Origin of the sequence: Pseudoflavonifractor phocaeensis (assembly GCF_021531375.1) — a bacterium.
In the GTDB taxonomy this organism is placed as follows: domain Bacteria; phylum Bacillota; class Clostridia; order Oscillospirales; family Oscillospiraceae; genus Lawsonibacter; species Lawsonibacter phocaeensis_B.
The window spans coordinates 16,526-31,074 of record NZ_JADYTU010000023.1 but is presented as its reverse complement, the minus strand read 5'-3'; the positions used below and the strand labels follow the sequence as shown (position 1 = coordinate 31,074).

Below are 14,549 nucleotides of genomic sequence, written 5' to 3'. Positions count from 1 at the left end.
GTGGTGGAGGGGGGCGGGCGGAGAACCAGGCTCTCCTGGACCAGCGCTTCGACTACATCTTTTTCACCGGCGGGGCGGAAGTGGGTCGTCAGGTCATGGAGAAGGCGGCCAAACACCTCACGCCCGTCACCCTGGAGCTGGGGGGCAAGAGCCCCTGCGTGGTGGACGCCACCGCGCGGCTGGACCTGGCCGCCAAGCGCATCGCCTTCGGCAAGCTGCTCAACTGCGGCCAGACCTGCGTGGCTCCCGACTACCTGCTGGTGGACCGGCGGGTGAAGGAGGAGCTGATCTCCCGGGTGGGGTACTGGATGGAGCGGATGTACGGCCGGGACCCCCTGGACAACGACGGCTACGTCCACATGGTCAACCGGAAGCACTTTGACCGGGTATGCGCCCTCATCGACCCGGCCAAGGTGGTGTACGGGGGCGGGGCGGACCCGGACGCCCTGCGTATCCAGCCCACCATTCTGGACGGCGTGTCCCCCGACGACCCGGTGATGGGGGAGGAGATCTTCGGCCCCCTGCTGCCTGTTCTGGAGTTTGAGGACATCCGCCAGGCAGAGGACTTCATTCTGGACCGCCCCCGGCCCCTGGCCCTGTACCTGTTCTCCGAGGACAAGGCCGTCCAGCGCCGCTTCGTCCGGCACATTCCCTTCGGCGGCGGCTGCGTCAACGACACCATCATGCACCTGGCCAACCCCCGGCTGCCCTTCGGCGGCGTGGGGAACAGCGGTATGGGCAGTTACCACGGGCGGCAGAGCTTTGAGACCTTCTCCCATACCAAGAGTCTGGTCCAGTCCTCCACCCGTCTGGACTTGCCTGTCCGCTACGCCCCCTACACGGAGGCCCAGGACAAGCTGATCCGTCGCTTTCTGAAATAAATAAACAGCGCCGTCTGTCAGTACGACAGGCGGCGCTGTTTTACAGCCCCAGACCGTAGATCCGGTTGGCGTTGTGGAAAAACACCTTTTCCCAGTGCGGTTCGGGCACGATGCCCTGGATAAACGCAATATATTCCCCCAAGTTGACGATGGGCCAATCGGTGCCGTACATCACTTTGTCCCACTGGCAGATAGCGGTGAGCCAGGTCCGCAGCAGGGACACATAGCCCGTCTGTTCCCGGAAGTAGCGCTCCAGATCCACCCGGCCCTCCAGCAGGCCGGACAGGTCGGTGGCCACATTGCGGTTTTTCTCCACCACGGCGGCGGCGGATTCCAGGAAGGGATTGCCGAAATGGCACATGACGAACCGGGTCTTTCGGTGGTCGGCCGCCACCTCGTCCAGGGCCAAGGGGTGGCAGTATTTCAGATGGGCCCGGCCATGGGCGGTGAGGCCCATATGGACGGCCACCGGCTTGTCATATCGGGCGGCCAACTGGTAAATGGGCTCGTACAAGGGATCGGACAGCCAGATCTTGTTGTACCCCGGATACAGCTTCACCCCGCAGCAGCTCTCCCGCTTCAGGTGCTCCTCCACCCGGTCGGGCAGATCGGGGATTGCGCGTTTGCCCCCATCCAGCAGAAAGCTGTCCAGCCCCACACAGTAGTGGAACAGGTCGGCGGGGTAATGGTGGTCACCCGGCTCCAGGCTGCGGTTGCCCATGACCACGCCATGGACCATATCCAGCTCTCCATAGACCTGCCTCAGGTGGTCCACATTGTTGTGGTGCCCCACCCCGGCAGCGGTCTGTTCTGCCCAGTCCTCCTGGGGAAAGAGGTGGAGATGGGCGTCAATGATCTTCATGGGTTTTCCGCTCCTTTCTTCCGGCCCCGGCAAGGCTCAGTCCCGCGGACAGGCCGTACAGGAGCAGGGCCATCAGGGTCGTCAGCGCCGCCACCGCGAAGGGCAGCGCCGCCGGCCGGTCCCAGAGCCATGCAAAGGCAGGTACTTGGCCCCGCCACTCCCCAATCACACCGTAGATAGGGATGTGGAGGGCGAACATATAAAAGGTGAGCCGCCTGCCGCAGAAACAGAGGGTCTTTTGGAGCAGGGGACTGGAGACTCGGGGCTGCGGATGGCGATGGCCAGCAGCAGCATGGCGGTCAGGGCAGAGCCCAGATACAGATCCACACTGCCGGCCAGCTTCCTCTCCAGCAGGGATAGCAGGGCGCACAGGACCACCCCCGCCCACAGGGGGGCCGTCCGCTGCTTCCCCTCCAGTTTTTCCCCCCGTTCTCCCATCCATGCCCCCAGGGCAAAGAAGGGGAACCCGTCCAGCCAGGCGTTTCGCAGCCACAGGCTGTTCACCGGGGACAGGCCCAGCAGTCCCCTGACCTCACCCAGACTCAGATGGATGGCCAGCAGCCCCACAGCCAGCGCCGCCAGAGCGCCCAGGGGCAGCTTTTTTCCCATGCGCCGGGCAGCCGCCGTCATGGCCCACCACAGCAGATAGATGAAAAAGAGGGAGGTGAGAAACCACATGGGCCATGCGTAGGGCAGGGGCAGCACCTGGTAAAGCAGGATCTCCTTCAGAAAGAAGGGGTCCAGCCGCCCCCGAAGGTAGGCCGCCGCCGCCTCTCCCCGCCGCAGGGCCAGCACGCAGCCAAAGGCCAGGAGAAAGGCGCAAACCTCCAGCAGCAGCCTCCCGGTCCGCCCGGCCCGGCGGGCCAAGGTCCTTCCATCGCTGTTCCAGCTGAAATAGCCCGAGGACAGGAAAAACAGGGGCACCGCAAACCGGGCCAGACAGTTGACCGCCTGACCGATCGGACCGGGCAGCAGGATATGGAGGAAGATGACGCTGTAAATGGCCACGCACTTCATCAGGTCCAGCGTCTCGTTCCGCCGGCTCGCCCTCTGCGCCATGGTTCCCACCCCTTCCGTATTCCTGCCGCCCCGCAGCTTCAGTAGATAAAGCGATTATAGCAAATTCTCTCACCGAAGAAAAGTCTATCTTGGGAACGCTGCCCAGCACATAAAAAATCCCGTTCCTTTCGGAACGGGATTTTTTATCTGATCTGTTTCGATTACACCAGCTGGATAATGGCCATCTCGGCGGCGTCGCCGCGCCGGGGACCAATGCGGACGATACGGGTGTAGCCGCCGTTGCGGTCGGCATACTTGGGGCCGATCTCCTTAAACAGCTTGTTGGCCACGTCCTCCTTGGTGATGAAGGCCAGGGCCTGGCGGTAGGAGGTCAGGCTGTTGTCCTTAGCCAGGGTAATCATCTTCTCAGCCACGGGAGCAACTTCCTTGGCGCGGGTAACGGTGGTCTTGATCTGGCCGTTCTCCAGCAGGTAGGTGACCATAGCGCGGAGCATAGCCTTACGCTGATCGCTGGTGCGGCCCAGCTTACGGTTCTTCAGAGACATAGTAAACACTCCTCCGACCTCGCGTGGCGAGATCCAATTAAAATTCGTTCATTGGGCCCTTGGGCCCGGGACACCCGACAGGCGGGACGGCAAAACGCCGTGCGTGAAACGGAACGTTACATACTTTCACCGCTGCCCAGAAGCGCCGCCGCTCGCAACGGCTCGGACGCTTCTTTAGTTATTCTCCTCGCTGGCCAGGGACAGGCCCATCATAGCCAGCTTATTGATGACCTCTTCCAGGGACTTGCGGCCCAGGTTCCGGACCTTCATCATCTCTTCCTCGGTCTTGGAGATCAGGTCCTCCACCGTGTTGATGTTAGCCCGCTTCAGACAGTTGTAAGAGCGGACGGACAGGTCCATATCGTCGATGGTCATCTCCATCACCTTGTCACGCTGGGCCTCAGCCTTTTCCACCACGGTGGACTTGTTGCCCATGGTCTCGGACAGGTCGGTGAACAGGGTGAAGTGGTCGCACAGGATGCGGGCGCCCAGAGAGACGGCATCCCGGGCGTCGATGGTGCCGTTGGTCCACACCTCCAGGGTCAGCTTGTCATAGTCCGTGGCATCGCCCACACGGGTGTTCTCCACGGTGTAGTTGACCTTGCGGACAGGGGTGTAGATGGAGTCCACCGGGATCACGCCGATGATGGTCTGCGCGGGCTTGTTCTTGTCGGCGGAGACATAGCCCCGGCCATGGGACAAGGTCAGCTCCATGCTCAAAGTGGCATCGGGACCCAGGGTGGCGATGTGGAGGTCGGGATTCAGGATCTCCACGTCGGCGTCCGCCTTGATGTCGCCGGCCGTGACCTTGCACTCGCCGGCGGCCTCGATGTGGACGGTCTTCACGCCTTCGCAGTACAGCTTGGCGATGATCCCCTTCACGTTGAGGACGATCTCGGTCACGTCCTCCTTGATGCCGGGGATGGTGGTAAACTCATGCTGGACACCGGCGATCTTGATGGAGGTCACCGCGGTACCAGGCAGAGAGGACAGCAGAATCCGGCGCAGGGAGTTGCCCAGAGTGGTGCCGTAGCCGCGCTCCAGAGGCTCTACCACGTACTTGCCGTAGGAAGCATCGCCGGGATTCTCCACACATTCGATGCGGGGCTTTTCGATTTCTACCATATGCTAGGATACCCTCCTTTTCTCGGCGGCGCTCTCTCGCCGCCTCATTCAGCTCACCAATATCTGAGGGTTGTCTAAGTTTGTACCGCCCAGCCCCTCAGCCAGGCCGAAGGGGCCGGCGGGTAAATCATTACTTAGAATACAGCTCGACGATGAGGTGCTCTTCCACGGGGAAGTCGATGTCGTCCCGGACGGGCATGGCAACGACGGTGCCCTGGAGGGTATTCTTGTCGCGGGTCAGCCACTTGGGCAGGGTGACCATGGGGGCGTCCTCGCCCAGCAGGCCCTTGAACTTGACGGAGGAGCGGCTCTTCTCCCGGACCTCGATCACGTCGCCGGTCTTCACCAGGTAGGAGGGGATGTCCACCCGCTGGCCGTTGACGGTAAAGTGACCGTGGGTGGTCAGCTGACGGGCCTCGCGGCGGGTCTTGGCAAAGCCCAGACGGTACACCACGTTGTCCAGACGGCGCTCGCACAGGACCAGCAGGTTCTCGCCGGACTTGCCCTGCATGCGGGAAGCCTTCTCATAGTACATATGGAACTGCTTCTCCAGAATGCCGTAGACAAACTTGACCTTCTGCTTCTCGGTCAGCTGCATGGCGTACTCAGACTGCTTCTTGCGCATCTGACCCTTGGGGTTGCGGTTGGTATCTTTCTTGGCATAGCCCATGGCGGCGGGAGACAGGTTCAGAGCCTTGCACCGCTTGGCGATGGGCTGCATGTTTCTAGCCATGTGTCAAAACCTCCTTCAAATCAGACGCGGCGGCGCTTCGGGGGACGGCAGCCGTTGTGGGGGACGGGGGTGCAGTCCTTGATCAGGGTGACCTCCAGACCCACGGCCTGCAGAGCCCGGATGGCGGCCTCACGGCCGGCGCCGGGGCCCTTCACGAAGACCTCGACGGTCTTCAGGCCATACTCCATCGCAGCCTTGGCAGCAGTCTCAGCGGCAGTCTGAGCGGCGAAGGGGGTGGACTTACGGGAACCACGGAAGCCCAGTCCGCCGGAGGAGGCCCAAGACAGGGCGTTGCCCTGGGCGTCGGTGACGGTGACCATGGTGTTGTTGAAGGAAGAGCGGATATGCACCTGGCCCTTCTCAACGATCTTGCGCTCGCGGCGCTTGCGGACAACTTTCTTGCCCTTGTTATTAGCAGCAGCCATTGCTTATCCCTCCTTACTTCTTCTTGTTGGCCACGGTACGCTTGGGACCCTTGCGGGTACGGGCGTTGGTCTTGGACCGCTGACCGCGGACAGGCAGGCCCTTGCGGTGGCGGATGCCACGGTAGCAGCCGATCTCGGTCAGACGCTTGATGTCCATGGCCACGTTGCGGCGCAGGTCGCCCTCAACGGTGTACTCATGGCCGATGATCTCACGCAGCTTGGCCTCGTCCTCTTCGGTGAGGTCCTTCACGCGGGTGTCGGGGTTAATCCCGGCCTGGGCCAGGATCTTGTTGGCGCTGGTGCGCCCAATGCCGTAGATATAAGTGAGGCCGATCTCAATTCGCTTCTCTCTCGGCAGGTCAATACCGGCAATACGAGCCATTTATTACAGCACCTCCAATTAACCTTGTCTCTGCTTATGCTTGGGGTTTTCGCAAATTACCATGACTTTGCCCTTGCGCTTGATGACTTTGCACTTCTCGCACATGGGCTTCACGGACGGTCTTACTTTCATTGTGATAACCTCCTGAATGCCTTGATGGCCCCTCGTCGTCGCAAGCTGCGTCTCGCTCGCTTCCGGCAAAAGCCGAAAGCTCGTTCACTTCGCTGCTCCTCCTCTCCAAATGCGGCCCACTCTGTTGGCCCGCATTTGGGGCGGCCTTCGGCCGCTGTAAGGACGCTTCCCCGGAGGCAAGGCCCCGGAAAAAACAGCTGTCGACGATTCGGTCGTTTATACTTACTTGGACCGCCAGGTGATTCTTCCCCTGGTCAGGTCATAAGGTGACATCTGAACCGTCACCTTGTCGCCGGGCAGAATGCGGATGAAGTTCATCCGCAGCTTCCCGGAAATATGTGCCAGGATAATGTGGCCGTTTCCAATATCCACATGAAAAGTGGTGTTGGGGAGAGATTCGGTGACGATTCCCTCCAACTCGATCATATCGTCCTTAGCCAAGCGTGATTCCCTCCTTGAAGGCGGCCAGCGCCCGTCTCAGTTCCCGGTCAGACACCGGTTGTCCTTGTTTCAGCTTCCGGATGGTGGGGTGAGCGAACTCGCTCCGGTGGTCGGACAGCGGACGCACATGGCCCAGTTTTTTCGGCTTGGGCCTGGATACTTTCCGCCGTTTTCCGTCGGCCAGCAGCAGACGCTGCTCCTGGTCCACGCCGACTACGCAGAACACGCCGTCTCTGTCCCGTCCGGCAGCAGCCTGAACGATCCAGCCTGTGTAATCAGACATAGGCTCCGTCCTCGGTGACGGTAAGGATCTCAGGGTCGCCGTCGGTGATCAGGATACTGTTTTCATAGTGGGCCGTCAGCGAGCCGTCCAGCGAGACCGTGGTCCACTTGTCGGCCAGCACTTTGACCTGCCAGCCGCCGGCGTTGACCATGGGCTCCACCGCGATGGTCATGCCCGGCAGCAGCCGGGGACCGTGGCCCGCGGGTCCGAAGTTTCGCACCTCGGGGGGCTCATGGAGCTTGGCGCCCACGCCGTGGCCCACGAAGTCCCGGACCACGGAGAAGCCGTTGGCCTCTACGTATTCCTGGACCGCGTGGCCGATGTCGGACACCCGGCAGCCCTGGCGGGCGTACTTCATGCCCTCCCAAAAGCTCTGTTGGGTGACCTGGATCAGCCGCATGGCCTCGTCGCTCACCTTGCCGCAGGGGTAGGTGGCGGCGCAGTCTCCGTGGAAGCCGCCGATATAGGCGCCCACGTCGATGCTCACGATGTCCCCTTCCTTCAGCTTCCGGGGACCGGGGATGCCATGGATGACCTCCTCGTTCACCGAGATGCAGGCGGAACCGGGGAAACCGCCGTAGCCCAAAAAGGAGGGCTTTGCCCCGTGGCTTTCGATAAAGCGGCGTACAGCCTGGTCGATCTCATGGGTGGTGACCCCGGGGGCCACCATGGAGCCGGCCAAAGCCCGGGCCTGGGCAGTGATCCGCCCGGCCTTGCGCATTGCTTCGATCTCCCGGGGGGATTTCAGCGAGATCATTTCCAGTCCCATCAGATGCCCAGGGCCTCCATGATGACGTCGGTCGTCGCCTCGATGGTGGCCTGATTGGCCACGGGGGAGAGGACGCCCTTGCCCTCGTAGTAGCCCTTCAGCGGCTCGGTTTCGGCGTGGTAGACCTCAAGGCGGTGAAGCACGGTCTCCGCCTTGTCGTCGTCCCGCTGGACCAGGGGGCCGCCGCAGGAATCGCACACTCCCTCCTGTTTGGGGGGCTTGGCCTTGACGTGGTAGGGCGCGCCGCAGGAGGAGCAGACCCGCCGTCCGGCCATGCGGTCCACGATCTCGCCGTCGGAGATCTCGATGGAGATCACATGGTCAAAGGCGACGCCGGCCTTGTCCAGGGCCTCGGCCTGGCCGATGGTGCGGGGCACCCCGTCCAGGATAAAGCCGTTGGCGCAGTCGGGCTGCTCCAGGCGCTGGGCCACGATGCCGATGATGACGGAATCGGGGACCAGCTTGCCCGCGTCCATATAGGACTTGGCCTCCAGGCCGATGGGCGTGCCGTCCTTGATGGCGGCACGGAGGATGTTGCCAGTGGAGATGGTCGGGATTCCCAGCTTGGCGCTGAGGATCTCAGCCTGAGTTCCTTTTCCGGCGCCGGGGGCGCCCAGTAGAATCAGCTTCATTCCCATAATCTCCAACTCCTTTTTACTCCAGGAAGCCCTTGTAGTGCCGCATGAGCATCTGGGCCTCCATCTGCTTCACGGTCTCCAGAGCGACGCCCACCACGATGATGATGGAGGTACCGCCGATGGCCAGAGAACGATAGCCGAAGAGGTTGCCAGTGATGATGGGCAGAATGGCTACCACGGACAGATAGAGGGCGCCGAACATGGTGATCTTATTGAGCACCTTGGTGATGAAGTCAGCGGTGGGCTTGCCGGGACGGAAGCCGGGGATAAAGCCGCCGTTCTTCTTCAGGTTGTTGGACACCTCAATGGGGTTAAAGGACATGCTGGCATAGAAATAGCTGAAGCCAACGATGAGGAAGAAATATAGGATAGAGTAGAAGGCCTTGCTGGTGTCGAACAGCCGCATCATGCCGCCGCCGAAGCCCTCGCTCTTCACGGTCCAGCCCATGAACGCGCCAATGGTGGCGGGCAGAGAGGCGATGGACTGGGCAAAGATGATGGGCATAACGCCGGACATATTGACCTTCATGGGGATGTGGGTGGACTGGCCGCCGTACATCTTCCGGCCCACCACCCGCTTGGCATACTGCACAGGCAGGCGGCGCTCGGCGTTGGAGATATAGACGATGAAGACCACCAGAGCCAGCATGCCGATGATGATGACGGGGATCATCCAGGGAGCCAGAGCGATCTGGTCCAGATAGGTCTGGGCATCCTCCACAGTCTTGTAGACAGTGGGGTTGCTCTGCTGGATCATCTCGGCAGTAATGCTGCCGGACTTGACCTGGTTCCACACGTTCACGCCGCGGACACAGTCGCTGATCATCTGGGGGAAGCGGGAGACGATACCGGCGAACAGGATGATGGAGATACCGTTGCCGATTCCGAACTCGGTGATCTGCTCACCCAGCCACATCAGGAAAGCGGAGCCGGCGGTGAAGGACAGCACGATAACGATGCCGACCCAGACGGTAGGCAGGGTGCCGCCGCTGATCAGGCCGTAGCTCTTGATCAGGGAGTAGTAGCCGAAGCCCTGGAGCAGGGCGATGGCCACGGTGGTGTACCGGGTGATGGAGGCGATCTTCTTCCGGCCTTCCTCACCGCCCTCCTTGGCCAGCCGCTCCAGAGCGGGGATGGCCACGGTCAGCAGCTGGATGATAATGGAGCTGTTGATATAGGGCTGGATGGACAGGGCGAAGACCGTAGCCATGGAGAAGGCGGAACCGCTCATGGCGTTCATCAGGCCCAGAATGGTGCCGCTCTGGCTCTCCAGCTGGAGGGCCAGCAGCTCAGAGTTGATATAGGGGACGGGGATGGCGGAACCGAGACGGAAGATCAGCAGCGCGAAGACGGTGAACAGGATCTTCTTGCGCAGCTCGGGCACAGCCCAAGCATTACGGATCGTCTGGATCATCTCAGATCACCTCCGCCTTACCACCTGCAGCTTCGATCTTTTCCTTGGCAGAGGCAGAGAAGGCGGAAGCCTGGACGGTCAGCTTCTTGGAGATGCTGCCGTTGCCCAGGATCTTGACGCCGTACTCGCACTTGGAGAGGATGCCCTTCTCCAGCAGAGCCTTGGCATCGACCACAGCGCCGTCCTCAAACTTCTCGAGGGCGGAGACGTTGACGGCCTCCAGGGGCTTGGCGAAAATGTTGTGGAAACCACGCTTGGGGATACGGCGGGTCAGAGGCATCTGGCCGCCTTCAAAACCGACGCGGACACCGCCGCCGGAACGGGCCCACTGGCCCTTCTGGCCGCGGCCGCCAGTCTTGCCGTTGCCGGAACCATTGCCGCGGCCCTTGCGGTAGGCCTTGGTGTTGGAGCCGGCGGCGGGGGAAAGTTCATGCAGATTCATGTCTCGCGCCTCCTTTTAGTTTTCCTCGGTGACCTGGAGCAGGTACCCGATGTGGGCGATCTTGCCGCGGGTAGCCTCGTTGTCGGGCTGCACGGTGGTGTCGCCGATCTTGCGGAGGCCCAGGGCCTCGGCGGTCGCCTTATGCTTGGCGATACGGCCGTTCAGGCTCTTGACCAGCTTAATGTTCAGATTAGCCATTGTAAAAGCCCTCCTTAACCCACGATCTCTTCCACGCTCTTGCCGCGGATCCGGGCCACTTCCTCGGGGCTGCGCAGGGACTTCAGACCCTCAAAGGCAGCGGAGACCACGTTCTGCGGATTGTTGGAGCGCAGGCACTTGGTACGGATGTCCTTGATGCCGATGGCTTCCATGACGGCACGGACAGGGCCGCCGGCGATAACGCCGGTACCGGGGGCGGCGGGCTTCATCAGCACGCGGCCGGCGCCGAACTCGCCGATCACCTCGTGGGGGATGGTGGTGCCGGACAGGGGCACGGTGATCATGTTCTTCTTGGCGTCCTCGATGCCCTTGCGGATGGCCTCGGGGACCTCAGCGGCCTTGCCCAGGCCGAAGCCCACGCGGCCCTTCTCGTCGCCCACGACCATGAGGGCGGAGAACTTCGCCACGCGGCCGCCCTTGACGGTCTTGGATACACGGTTCAGATAAACCAGCTTCTCAACGAACTCGCTGGGCTCTCTCTCAAATCTAGCCATTTGTCGTTTTCCTCCTCCCTTAGAACTGCAGGCCGCCCTCGCGGGCACCCTCGGCCAGAGCCTTGACACGGCCGTGGTAGACATAGCCGCCGCGGTCGAAGACCACGGTCTCAATGCCCTTGGCCTTGGCACGCTCGGCGACATTCATGCCCACCTGCTTGGCGGCGTCGCTCTTGGTGCCCTCACAGGCGAAATCCTTCTCCAGGGAAGAAGCGGAAACCAAAGTCACGCCGTTCACATCGTCAATGATCTGGGCGTAGATGTTGGTCTCGCTGCGGAACACGTTCAGGCGGGGACGCTCGGGCGTGCCGGAAATCTTAGCACGCACGCGCTTGTGGCGCTTGATGCGCTGGGAACGGGTATCGGGTCTGTTGATCATGTTGGCACACCTCCTTTTTACTTCTTGGCGCCGGTCTTACCAGCCTTGCGGCGGATAACTTCATCGACGTACTTGATGCCCTTGCCCTTGTAAGGCTCGGGGGGACGCTTCTCACGCACTTCGGCGGCAAACTGGCCCACCTTCTGCTTGTCGCAGCCGTGGATGATGATCTTGTTGGGGCCGGGGACCTCGATGGTGATGCCATCGGTCTCCTCCACGATGACCTGGTGGGAGAAGCCCAGGTTCATGACCAGCTTGTTGCCCTCCTTGGCCACACGGTAGCCGACGCCGTTGACGTCCAGCTCCTTCTTGTAGCCCTCGGTGACGCCCACCACCATGTTGTGGATCAGGGTGCGGGTCAGACCGTGGAGCGCACGGTTCTCCTTGGCGTCGTTGGGACGGGTGACGTGCAGCTCACCGTTCTCCATGGCGATGGCCATGTTGGGGTTGAACTGCTGGGTCAGGGTGCCCTTGGGGCCCTTGACGGTGACAACGTTGTTGTCCTCTACCTTGATCTCCACTCCGGCGGGAATGGCGATAGGAGCTCTACCAATTCTAGACATTCCTATAACCCTCCTTACCAGACAAATGCCAGGACTTCGCCGCCGACATGGGCCTCGCGGGCCTTCTTGTCGGTCATGACGCCCTTGGAAGTGGAAACAATGGCAATACCCAGGCCGCGCAGGACCTTGGGCAGCTCGTCGGCGCCGGCATAGACGCGCAGGCCGGGCTTGGACACGCGGCGCAGACCGGAGATGACCTTCTCCTTGCCGGCGCCATACTTCAGGGAAATGCGGATAACGCCCTGAGTGCCGTCGTCGATCAGCTGGAAGTTCTTGATGTAGCCTTCATCCAGCAGGATCTGCGCGATGGACTTCTTCATGTTGGACGCGGGGACGTCCACGGTGTCATGCTTGGCGTTGTTCGCGTTGCGGATGCGGGTCAGCATATCCGCAATGGGATCGGTGATTTGCATGGACTGTTACCTCCTATTTAGATTACCGGTTCTGCCCGGTACAGACGGTAAGGTATCGGAGAGTAGGTGCTTCTCCGACCTGTTGACCGCCTTTTGCGCCTGGTTGGGGCAGGCGCGCATTTTATCAAAACCGCCTTGGCCGGGGCGGGTTTGACCGGAATACAGGATGTCCCTCGATCCGCCGGACGGGGCGCGGATGACGCGCCGGTCTCCGGACCGTATGGATCGCAAGACAACCCCCTGCGGCTCCGAAAGACTTTTCCTGTCTTGGCGCACGGGTCTCGGCACTCCCGACAGCGTTGGGAGTTTATTGCGGTTGCACCTGGACGCGCAATCGACTCATTATAACCCGCTTTTGCGGGAATTACAAGGCTTTTTTGCTCCGCACACACGAACGTGTGGAAAGATTATTCCGGGAAGGGGCTTTTCAGCCCCTCCCCGGGATATTCGATCTGAATTTGATCCGCAGCATGCGGCGCAAATCGGTCTTATGTTCTTCCGCCGAAGCCGCCGCCAGCGGGCGGGGCAGGGGGGAAGATATTGTTCGCTCCGTACCCTCTGTTCAGGCCGGAACGGATCGGCAAAAATCGTTTCGCCGGACCGGGCGTAGCGCCCTATCAGGAAACGGGATTTACCAGGAAGCCTTCTTCACGCCGGGGATCTGGCCCTTGTAAGCCAGCTCGCGGAAGCAGATACGGCAGATGCCGTAGTTCCGGAGGTAGGCGTGGGGACGGCCGCAGATCTTGCAGCGGTTGTAGCGGCGGCTGGAGAACTTAGGCTCAGCCTGCTGCTTCAGGATCATAGATTTCTTAGCCATAATTTCTCCTCCTCCTTAGCGGCCGGCGAAGGGAGCGCCGATCTGCTTGAGCAGCTCGCGGGCCTCTTCGTCAGTCTGGGCAGTGGTGCACATCACGATGTCCATGCCGCGGATCTTGTCGATCTTGTCGTACTCGATCTCGGGGAAGATCAGCTGCTCCTTGATGCCCAGGGCATAGTTGCCGCGGCCGTCAAAGGCGTCAGCGGAGATGCCGCGGAAGTCACGGACACGGGGCAGAGCCACGTTGAACAGACGATCCAGGAACTCCCACATCTTGTCGCCGCGCAGGGTGACCTTAGCGCCGATGGGCATGCCCTCACGGAGCTTGAAGTTAGCCACGGACTTCTTGGCCTTGGTGATGACGGCCTTCTGGCCGGTGATGGTGGTCAGGTCGTTGACCACGGCGTCCAGCACCTTGGCGTTCTCGCGGGCATCGCTGCAGCCCACGTTGACCACGATCTTCTCCAGACGGGGGATCTGCATGGTGGACTTATAGCCGAACTTCTGCATCAGAGCAGGAGCGACCTCGGCCTGGTACTTGGCCTTCAGGTTAGGCACTTTCTTATCAGCCATTTGTTACTCCTCCTCTCTCAGATTTCAGCGCCGCACTTCTTGCAGACGCAGACCTTCTTGCCGTCAGCCAGCAGCTTGTGGGCGGGACGGGTAGGCTTGTTGCACTTGGGGCAGACCTTCTGCACCTTGCAGGCGTACAGAGGGGCTTCCTTCTGCAGGATGCCGCCCTGGTCGCCCTGCTTGCGGGGCTTGGTGTGGCGGGAGACCATGTTGACCTTCTCCACGATGACCTTGCCCTCGCTGGGCATGACCTGCAGGACCTTGCCCTGCTTGCCCTTGTCCTTGCCGGACAGAACGATCACCAGATCGTCCTTCTTGATGCTCATCTTATTCATGTTCATTGCCCTCCCTTACAGCACTTCGGGAGCCAGGGACAGGATCTTCATGTAATCCTTGTCACGCAGCTCGCGGGCCACCGGGCCAAAGATACGGGTGCCGCGGGGGTTCTTGTCCTCCTTGATGAGGACGGCGGCGTTGTCGTCAAACCGGACGTAGGAACCGTCGGCGCGGCGGACGCCGCGGCTGGTGCGGACGATAACGGCCTTGACGACCTCGCCCTTCTTGACGGTGCCGCCGGGAGCGGCCTTCCGGACGGAAGCGACGACCACATCACCGATGTTGCCGAACTTGCGCTTGGAGCCGCCCAGCACACGGATGGTCTTGATCTCCTTGGCGCCGGTGTTGTCGGCAACCTTCAGATAGCTTTCCTGCTGAATCATACCGACACCTCCTTACTTCGCCTTCTCGATGATCTCAACCACGCGCCACCGCTTGTCCTTGGACAGGGGGCGGGTCTCCATGACCTTGACGCGGTCGCCCACGCCACACTGGTTGAGCTCGTCATGAGCCTTCAGCTTATAGGTTCTCTTAACGATCTTCTTGTACAGAGGATGGGCCACACGGTCAGCGATGGCGACCACGACGGTCTTGTCCATCTTGTCAGAGACCACCAGGCCGACTCTGGTCTTACGAGAAGAAGTTCTGTTTTCCATTGTCTAT

Annotated in this window: 26 protein-coding genes; 1 reads left to right on the top strand and 25 read right to left on the bottom strand. The window is 61.3% G+C overall.

The annotated features are described in order from the left end of the window. Nucleotides 1-881: aldehyde dehydrogenase family protein (locus I6E39_RS08395; RefSeq protein WP_235381153.1), on the top strand; the 881-nt coding region annotated here is incomplete at its 5' end. A gap of 40 nt (nt 882-921) precedes the next feature. On the opposite strand, the gene I6E39_RS08390 is transcribed toward I6E39_RS08395, so the two are convergent. The 25 genes from I6E39_RS08390 to rpsQ form a co-directional block, all read right to left on the bottom strand. Beyond that, nucleotides 922-1,743, bottom strand: coding sequence for an amidohydrolase family protein (locus I6E39_RS08390; RefSeq protein ID WP_235381152.1), 822 nt, complete (start codon nt 1,741-1,743; stop codon nt 922-924). After that, nucleotides 1,730-1,942: a hypothetical protein gene (locus I6E39_RS08385; protein WP_235381151.1), complete on the bottom strand. Its 213-nt coding sequence runs from the start codon at nt 1,940-1,942 to the stop codon at nt 1,730-1,732. The genes I6E39_RS08390 and I6E39_RS08385 overlap by 14 nt, the downstream gene beginning before the upstream one ends. Further along, nucleotides 1,909-2,802, bottom strand: coding sequence for an acyltransferase family protein (locus I6E39_RS08380; protein ID WP_235381150.1), 894 nt, complete (start codon nt 2,800-2,802; stop codon nt 1,909-1,911). The genes I6E39_RS08385 and I6E39_RS08380 overlap by 34 nt, the downstream gene beginning before the upstream one ends. A 161-nt stretch (nt 2,803-2,963) precedes the next feature. Continuing rightward, nucleotides 2,964-3,308, bottom strand: a complete 345-nt coding sequence (gene rplQ / locus I6E39_RS08375) for a 50S ribosomal protein L17 (RefSeq protein WP_268841989.1) — start codon at nt 3,306-3,308, stop codon at nt 2,964-2,966. Between the two features lie 174 nt (nt 3,309-3,482). Then, the gene (locus tag I6E39_RS08370) at nt 3,483-4,433 is read right to left on the bottom strand and encodes a DNA-directed RNA polymerase subunit alpha (protein WP_235381149.1); all 951 of its coding nucleotides are present in this window, start codon (nt 4,431-4,433) and stop codon (nt 3,483-3,485) included. 130 nt (nt 4,434-4,563) lie between these two features. Then, the gene (gene rpsD, locus I6E39_RS08365) at nt 4,564-5,166 is read right to left on the bottom strand and encodes a 30S ribosomal protein S4 (protein WP_235381148.1); all 603 of its coding nucleotides are present in this window, start codon (nt 5,164-5,166) and stop codon (nt 4,564-4,566) included. A 20-nt stretch (nt 5,167-5,186) separates the two neighbouring features. Continuing rightward, nucleotides 5,187-5,591, bottom strand: a complete 405-nt coding sequence (gene rpsK / locus I6E39_RS08360) for a 30S ribosomal protein S11 (RefSeq protein WP_235381147.1) — start codon at nt 5,589-5,591, stop codon at nt 5,187-5,189. A gap of 13 nt (nt 5,592-5,604) precedes the next feature. Continuing rightward, nucleotides 5,605-5,973 carry a 30S ribosomal protein S13 gene (gene rpsM / locus I6E39_RS08355; RefSeq protein ID WP_235381146.1) on the bottom strand — a complete coding sequence of 123 codons (369 nt, stop codon included), beginning with the start codon at nt 5,971-5,973 and terminating at the stop codon, nt 5,605-5,607. A gap of 18 nt (nt 5,974-5,991) precedes the next feature. Then, nucleotides 5,992-6,105: a 50S ribosomal protein L36 gene (gene rpmJ / locus I6E39_RS08350; protein WP_008982609.1), complete on the bottom strand. Its 114-nt coding sequence runs from the start codon at nt 6,103-6,105 to the stop codon at nt 5,992-5,994. Between the two features lie 222 nt (nt 6,106-6,327). Then, nucleotides 6,328-6,546 (bottom strand): translation initiation factor IF-1, encoded by a 219-nt coding sequence (infA, locus tag I6E39_RS08345; RefSeq protein WP_050623219.1) that lies wholly within the window; start codon nt 6,544-6,546, stop codon nt 6,328-6,330. Next, a complete protein-coding gene (locus I6E39_RS08340; RefSeq protein WP_235381145.1) occupies nt 6,539-6,829 on the bottom strand; it encodes a KOW domain-containing RNA-binding protein in 291 nt (96 codons plus the stop codon). Before I6E39_RS08340 ends, infA begins: the two co-directional genes overlap by 8 nt. Then, on the bottom strand, nt 6,822-7,586 hold the full coding sequence (gene map / locus I6E39_RS08335; RefSeq protein ID WP_235381154.1) for a type I methionyl aminopeptidase: 765 nt from the start codon (nt 7,584-7,586) through the stop codon (nt 6,822-6,824). The genes I6E39_RS08340 and map overlap by 8 nt, the downstream gene beginning before the upstream one ends. Nucleotides 7,587-7,597: 11 nt before the next feature. Further along, a complete protein-coding gene (locus I6E39_RS08330) occupies nt 7,598-8,230 on the bottom strand; it encodes an adenylate kinase (protein ID WP_235381144.1) in 633 nt (210 codons plus the stop codon). Nucleotides 8,231-8,252: 22 nt separating this feature from the next. Beyond that, nucleotides 8,253-9,650, bottom strand: a complete 1,398-nt coding sequence (gene secY / locus I6E39_RS08325) for a preprotein translocase subunit SecY (protein WP_235381143.1) — start codon at nt 9,648-9,650, stop codon at nt 8,253-8,255. A gap of 1 nt (nt 9,651) precedes the next feature. Next, nucleotides 9,652-10,092, bottom strand: a complete 441-nt coding sequence (gene rplO, locus I6E39_RS08320) for a 50S ribosomal protein L15 (RefSeq protein ID WP_235381142.1) — start codon at nt 10,090-10,092, stop codon at nt 9,652-9,654. A 15-nt stretch (nt 10,093-10,107) separates the two neighbouring features. Then, nucleotides 10,108-10,290 carry a 50S ribosomal protein L30 gene (gene rpmD, locus I6E39_RS08315; protein WP_118641835.1) on the bottom strand — a complete coding sequence of 61 codons (183 nt, stop codon included), beginning with the start codon at nt 10,288-10,290 and terminating at the stop codon, nt 10,108-10,110. 14 nt (nt 10,291-10,304) lie between these two features. Next, entirely contained in the window at nt 10,305-10,805 is a 501-nt protein-coding gene (gene rpsE, locus I6E39_RS08310; protein ID WP_235381141.1) for a 30S ribosomal protein S5, read from the bottom strand. 19 nt (nt 10,806-10,824) lie between these two features. After that, nucleotides 10,825-11,184, bottom strand: coding sequence for a 50S ribosomal protein L18 (gene rplR / locus I6E39_RS08305; RefSeq protein WP_235381140.1), 360 nt, complete (start codon nt 11,182-11,184; stop codon nt 10,825-10,827). Between the two features lie 17 nt (nt 11,185-11,201). Continuing rightward, on the bottom strand, nt 11,202-11,747 hold the full coding sequence (rplF, locus tag I6E39_RS08300) for a 50S ribosomal protein L6 (RefSeq protein WP_235381139.1): 546 nt from the start codon (nt 11,745-11,747) through the stop codon (nt 11,202-11,204). A gap of 14 nt (nt 11,748-11,761) precedes the next feature. After that, complete coding sequence (gene rpsH, locus I6E39_RS08295) at nt 11,762-12,160, bottom strand: 30S ribosomal protein S8 (protein ID WP_235381138.1); 399 nt, start codon at nt 12,158-12,160, stop codon at nt 11,762-11,764. A 631-nt stretch (nt 12,161-12,791) separates the two neighbouring features. Continuing rightward, complete coding sequence (locus tag I6E39_RS08290) at nt 12,792-12,977, bottom strand: type Z 30S ribosomal protein S14 (protein ID WP_087395876.1); 186 nt, start codon at nt 12,975-12,977, stop codon at nt 12,792-12,794. A 15-nt stretch (nt 12,978-12,992) separates the two neighbouring features. Further along, nucleotides 12,993-13,550, bottom strand: coding sequence for a 50S ribosomal protein L5 (gene rplE / locus I6E39_RS08285; RefSeq protein WP_268841988.1), 558 nt, complete (start codon nt 13,548-13,550; stop codon nt 12,993-12,995). Nucleotides 13,551-13,567: 17 nt separating this feature from the next. Next, the gene (gene rplX, locus I6E39_RS08280) at nt 13,568-13,885 is read right to left on the bottom strand and encodes a 50S ribosomal protein L24 (RefSeq protein WP_235381137.1); all 318 of its coding nucleotides are present in this window, start codon (nt 13,883-13,885) and stop codon (nt 13,568-13,570) included. 15 nt (nt 13,886-13,900) lie between these two features. Further along, the gene (gene rplN / locus I6E39_RS08275; protein WP_235381136.1) at nt 13,901-14,269 is read right to left on the bottom strand and encodes a 50S ribosomal protein L14; all 369 of its coding nucleotides are present in this window, start codon (nt 14,267-14,269) and stop codon (nt 13,901-13,903) included. A gap of 12 nt (nt 14,270-14,281) precedes the next feature. Next, the gene (rpsQ, locus tag I6E39_RS08270; protein WP_147563679.1) at nt 14,282-14,542 is read right to left on the bottom strand and encodes a 30S ribosomal protein S17; all 261 of its coding nucleotides are present in this window, start codon (nt 14,540-14,542) and stop codon (nt 14,282-14,284) included. Nucleotides 14,543-14,549: the final 7 nt, after the last annotated feature.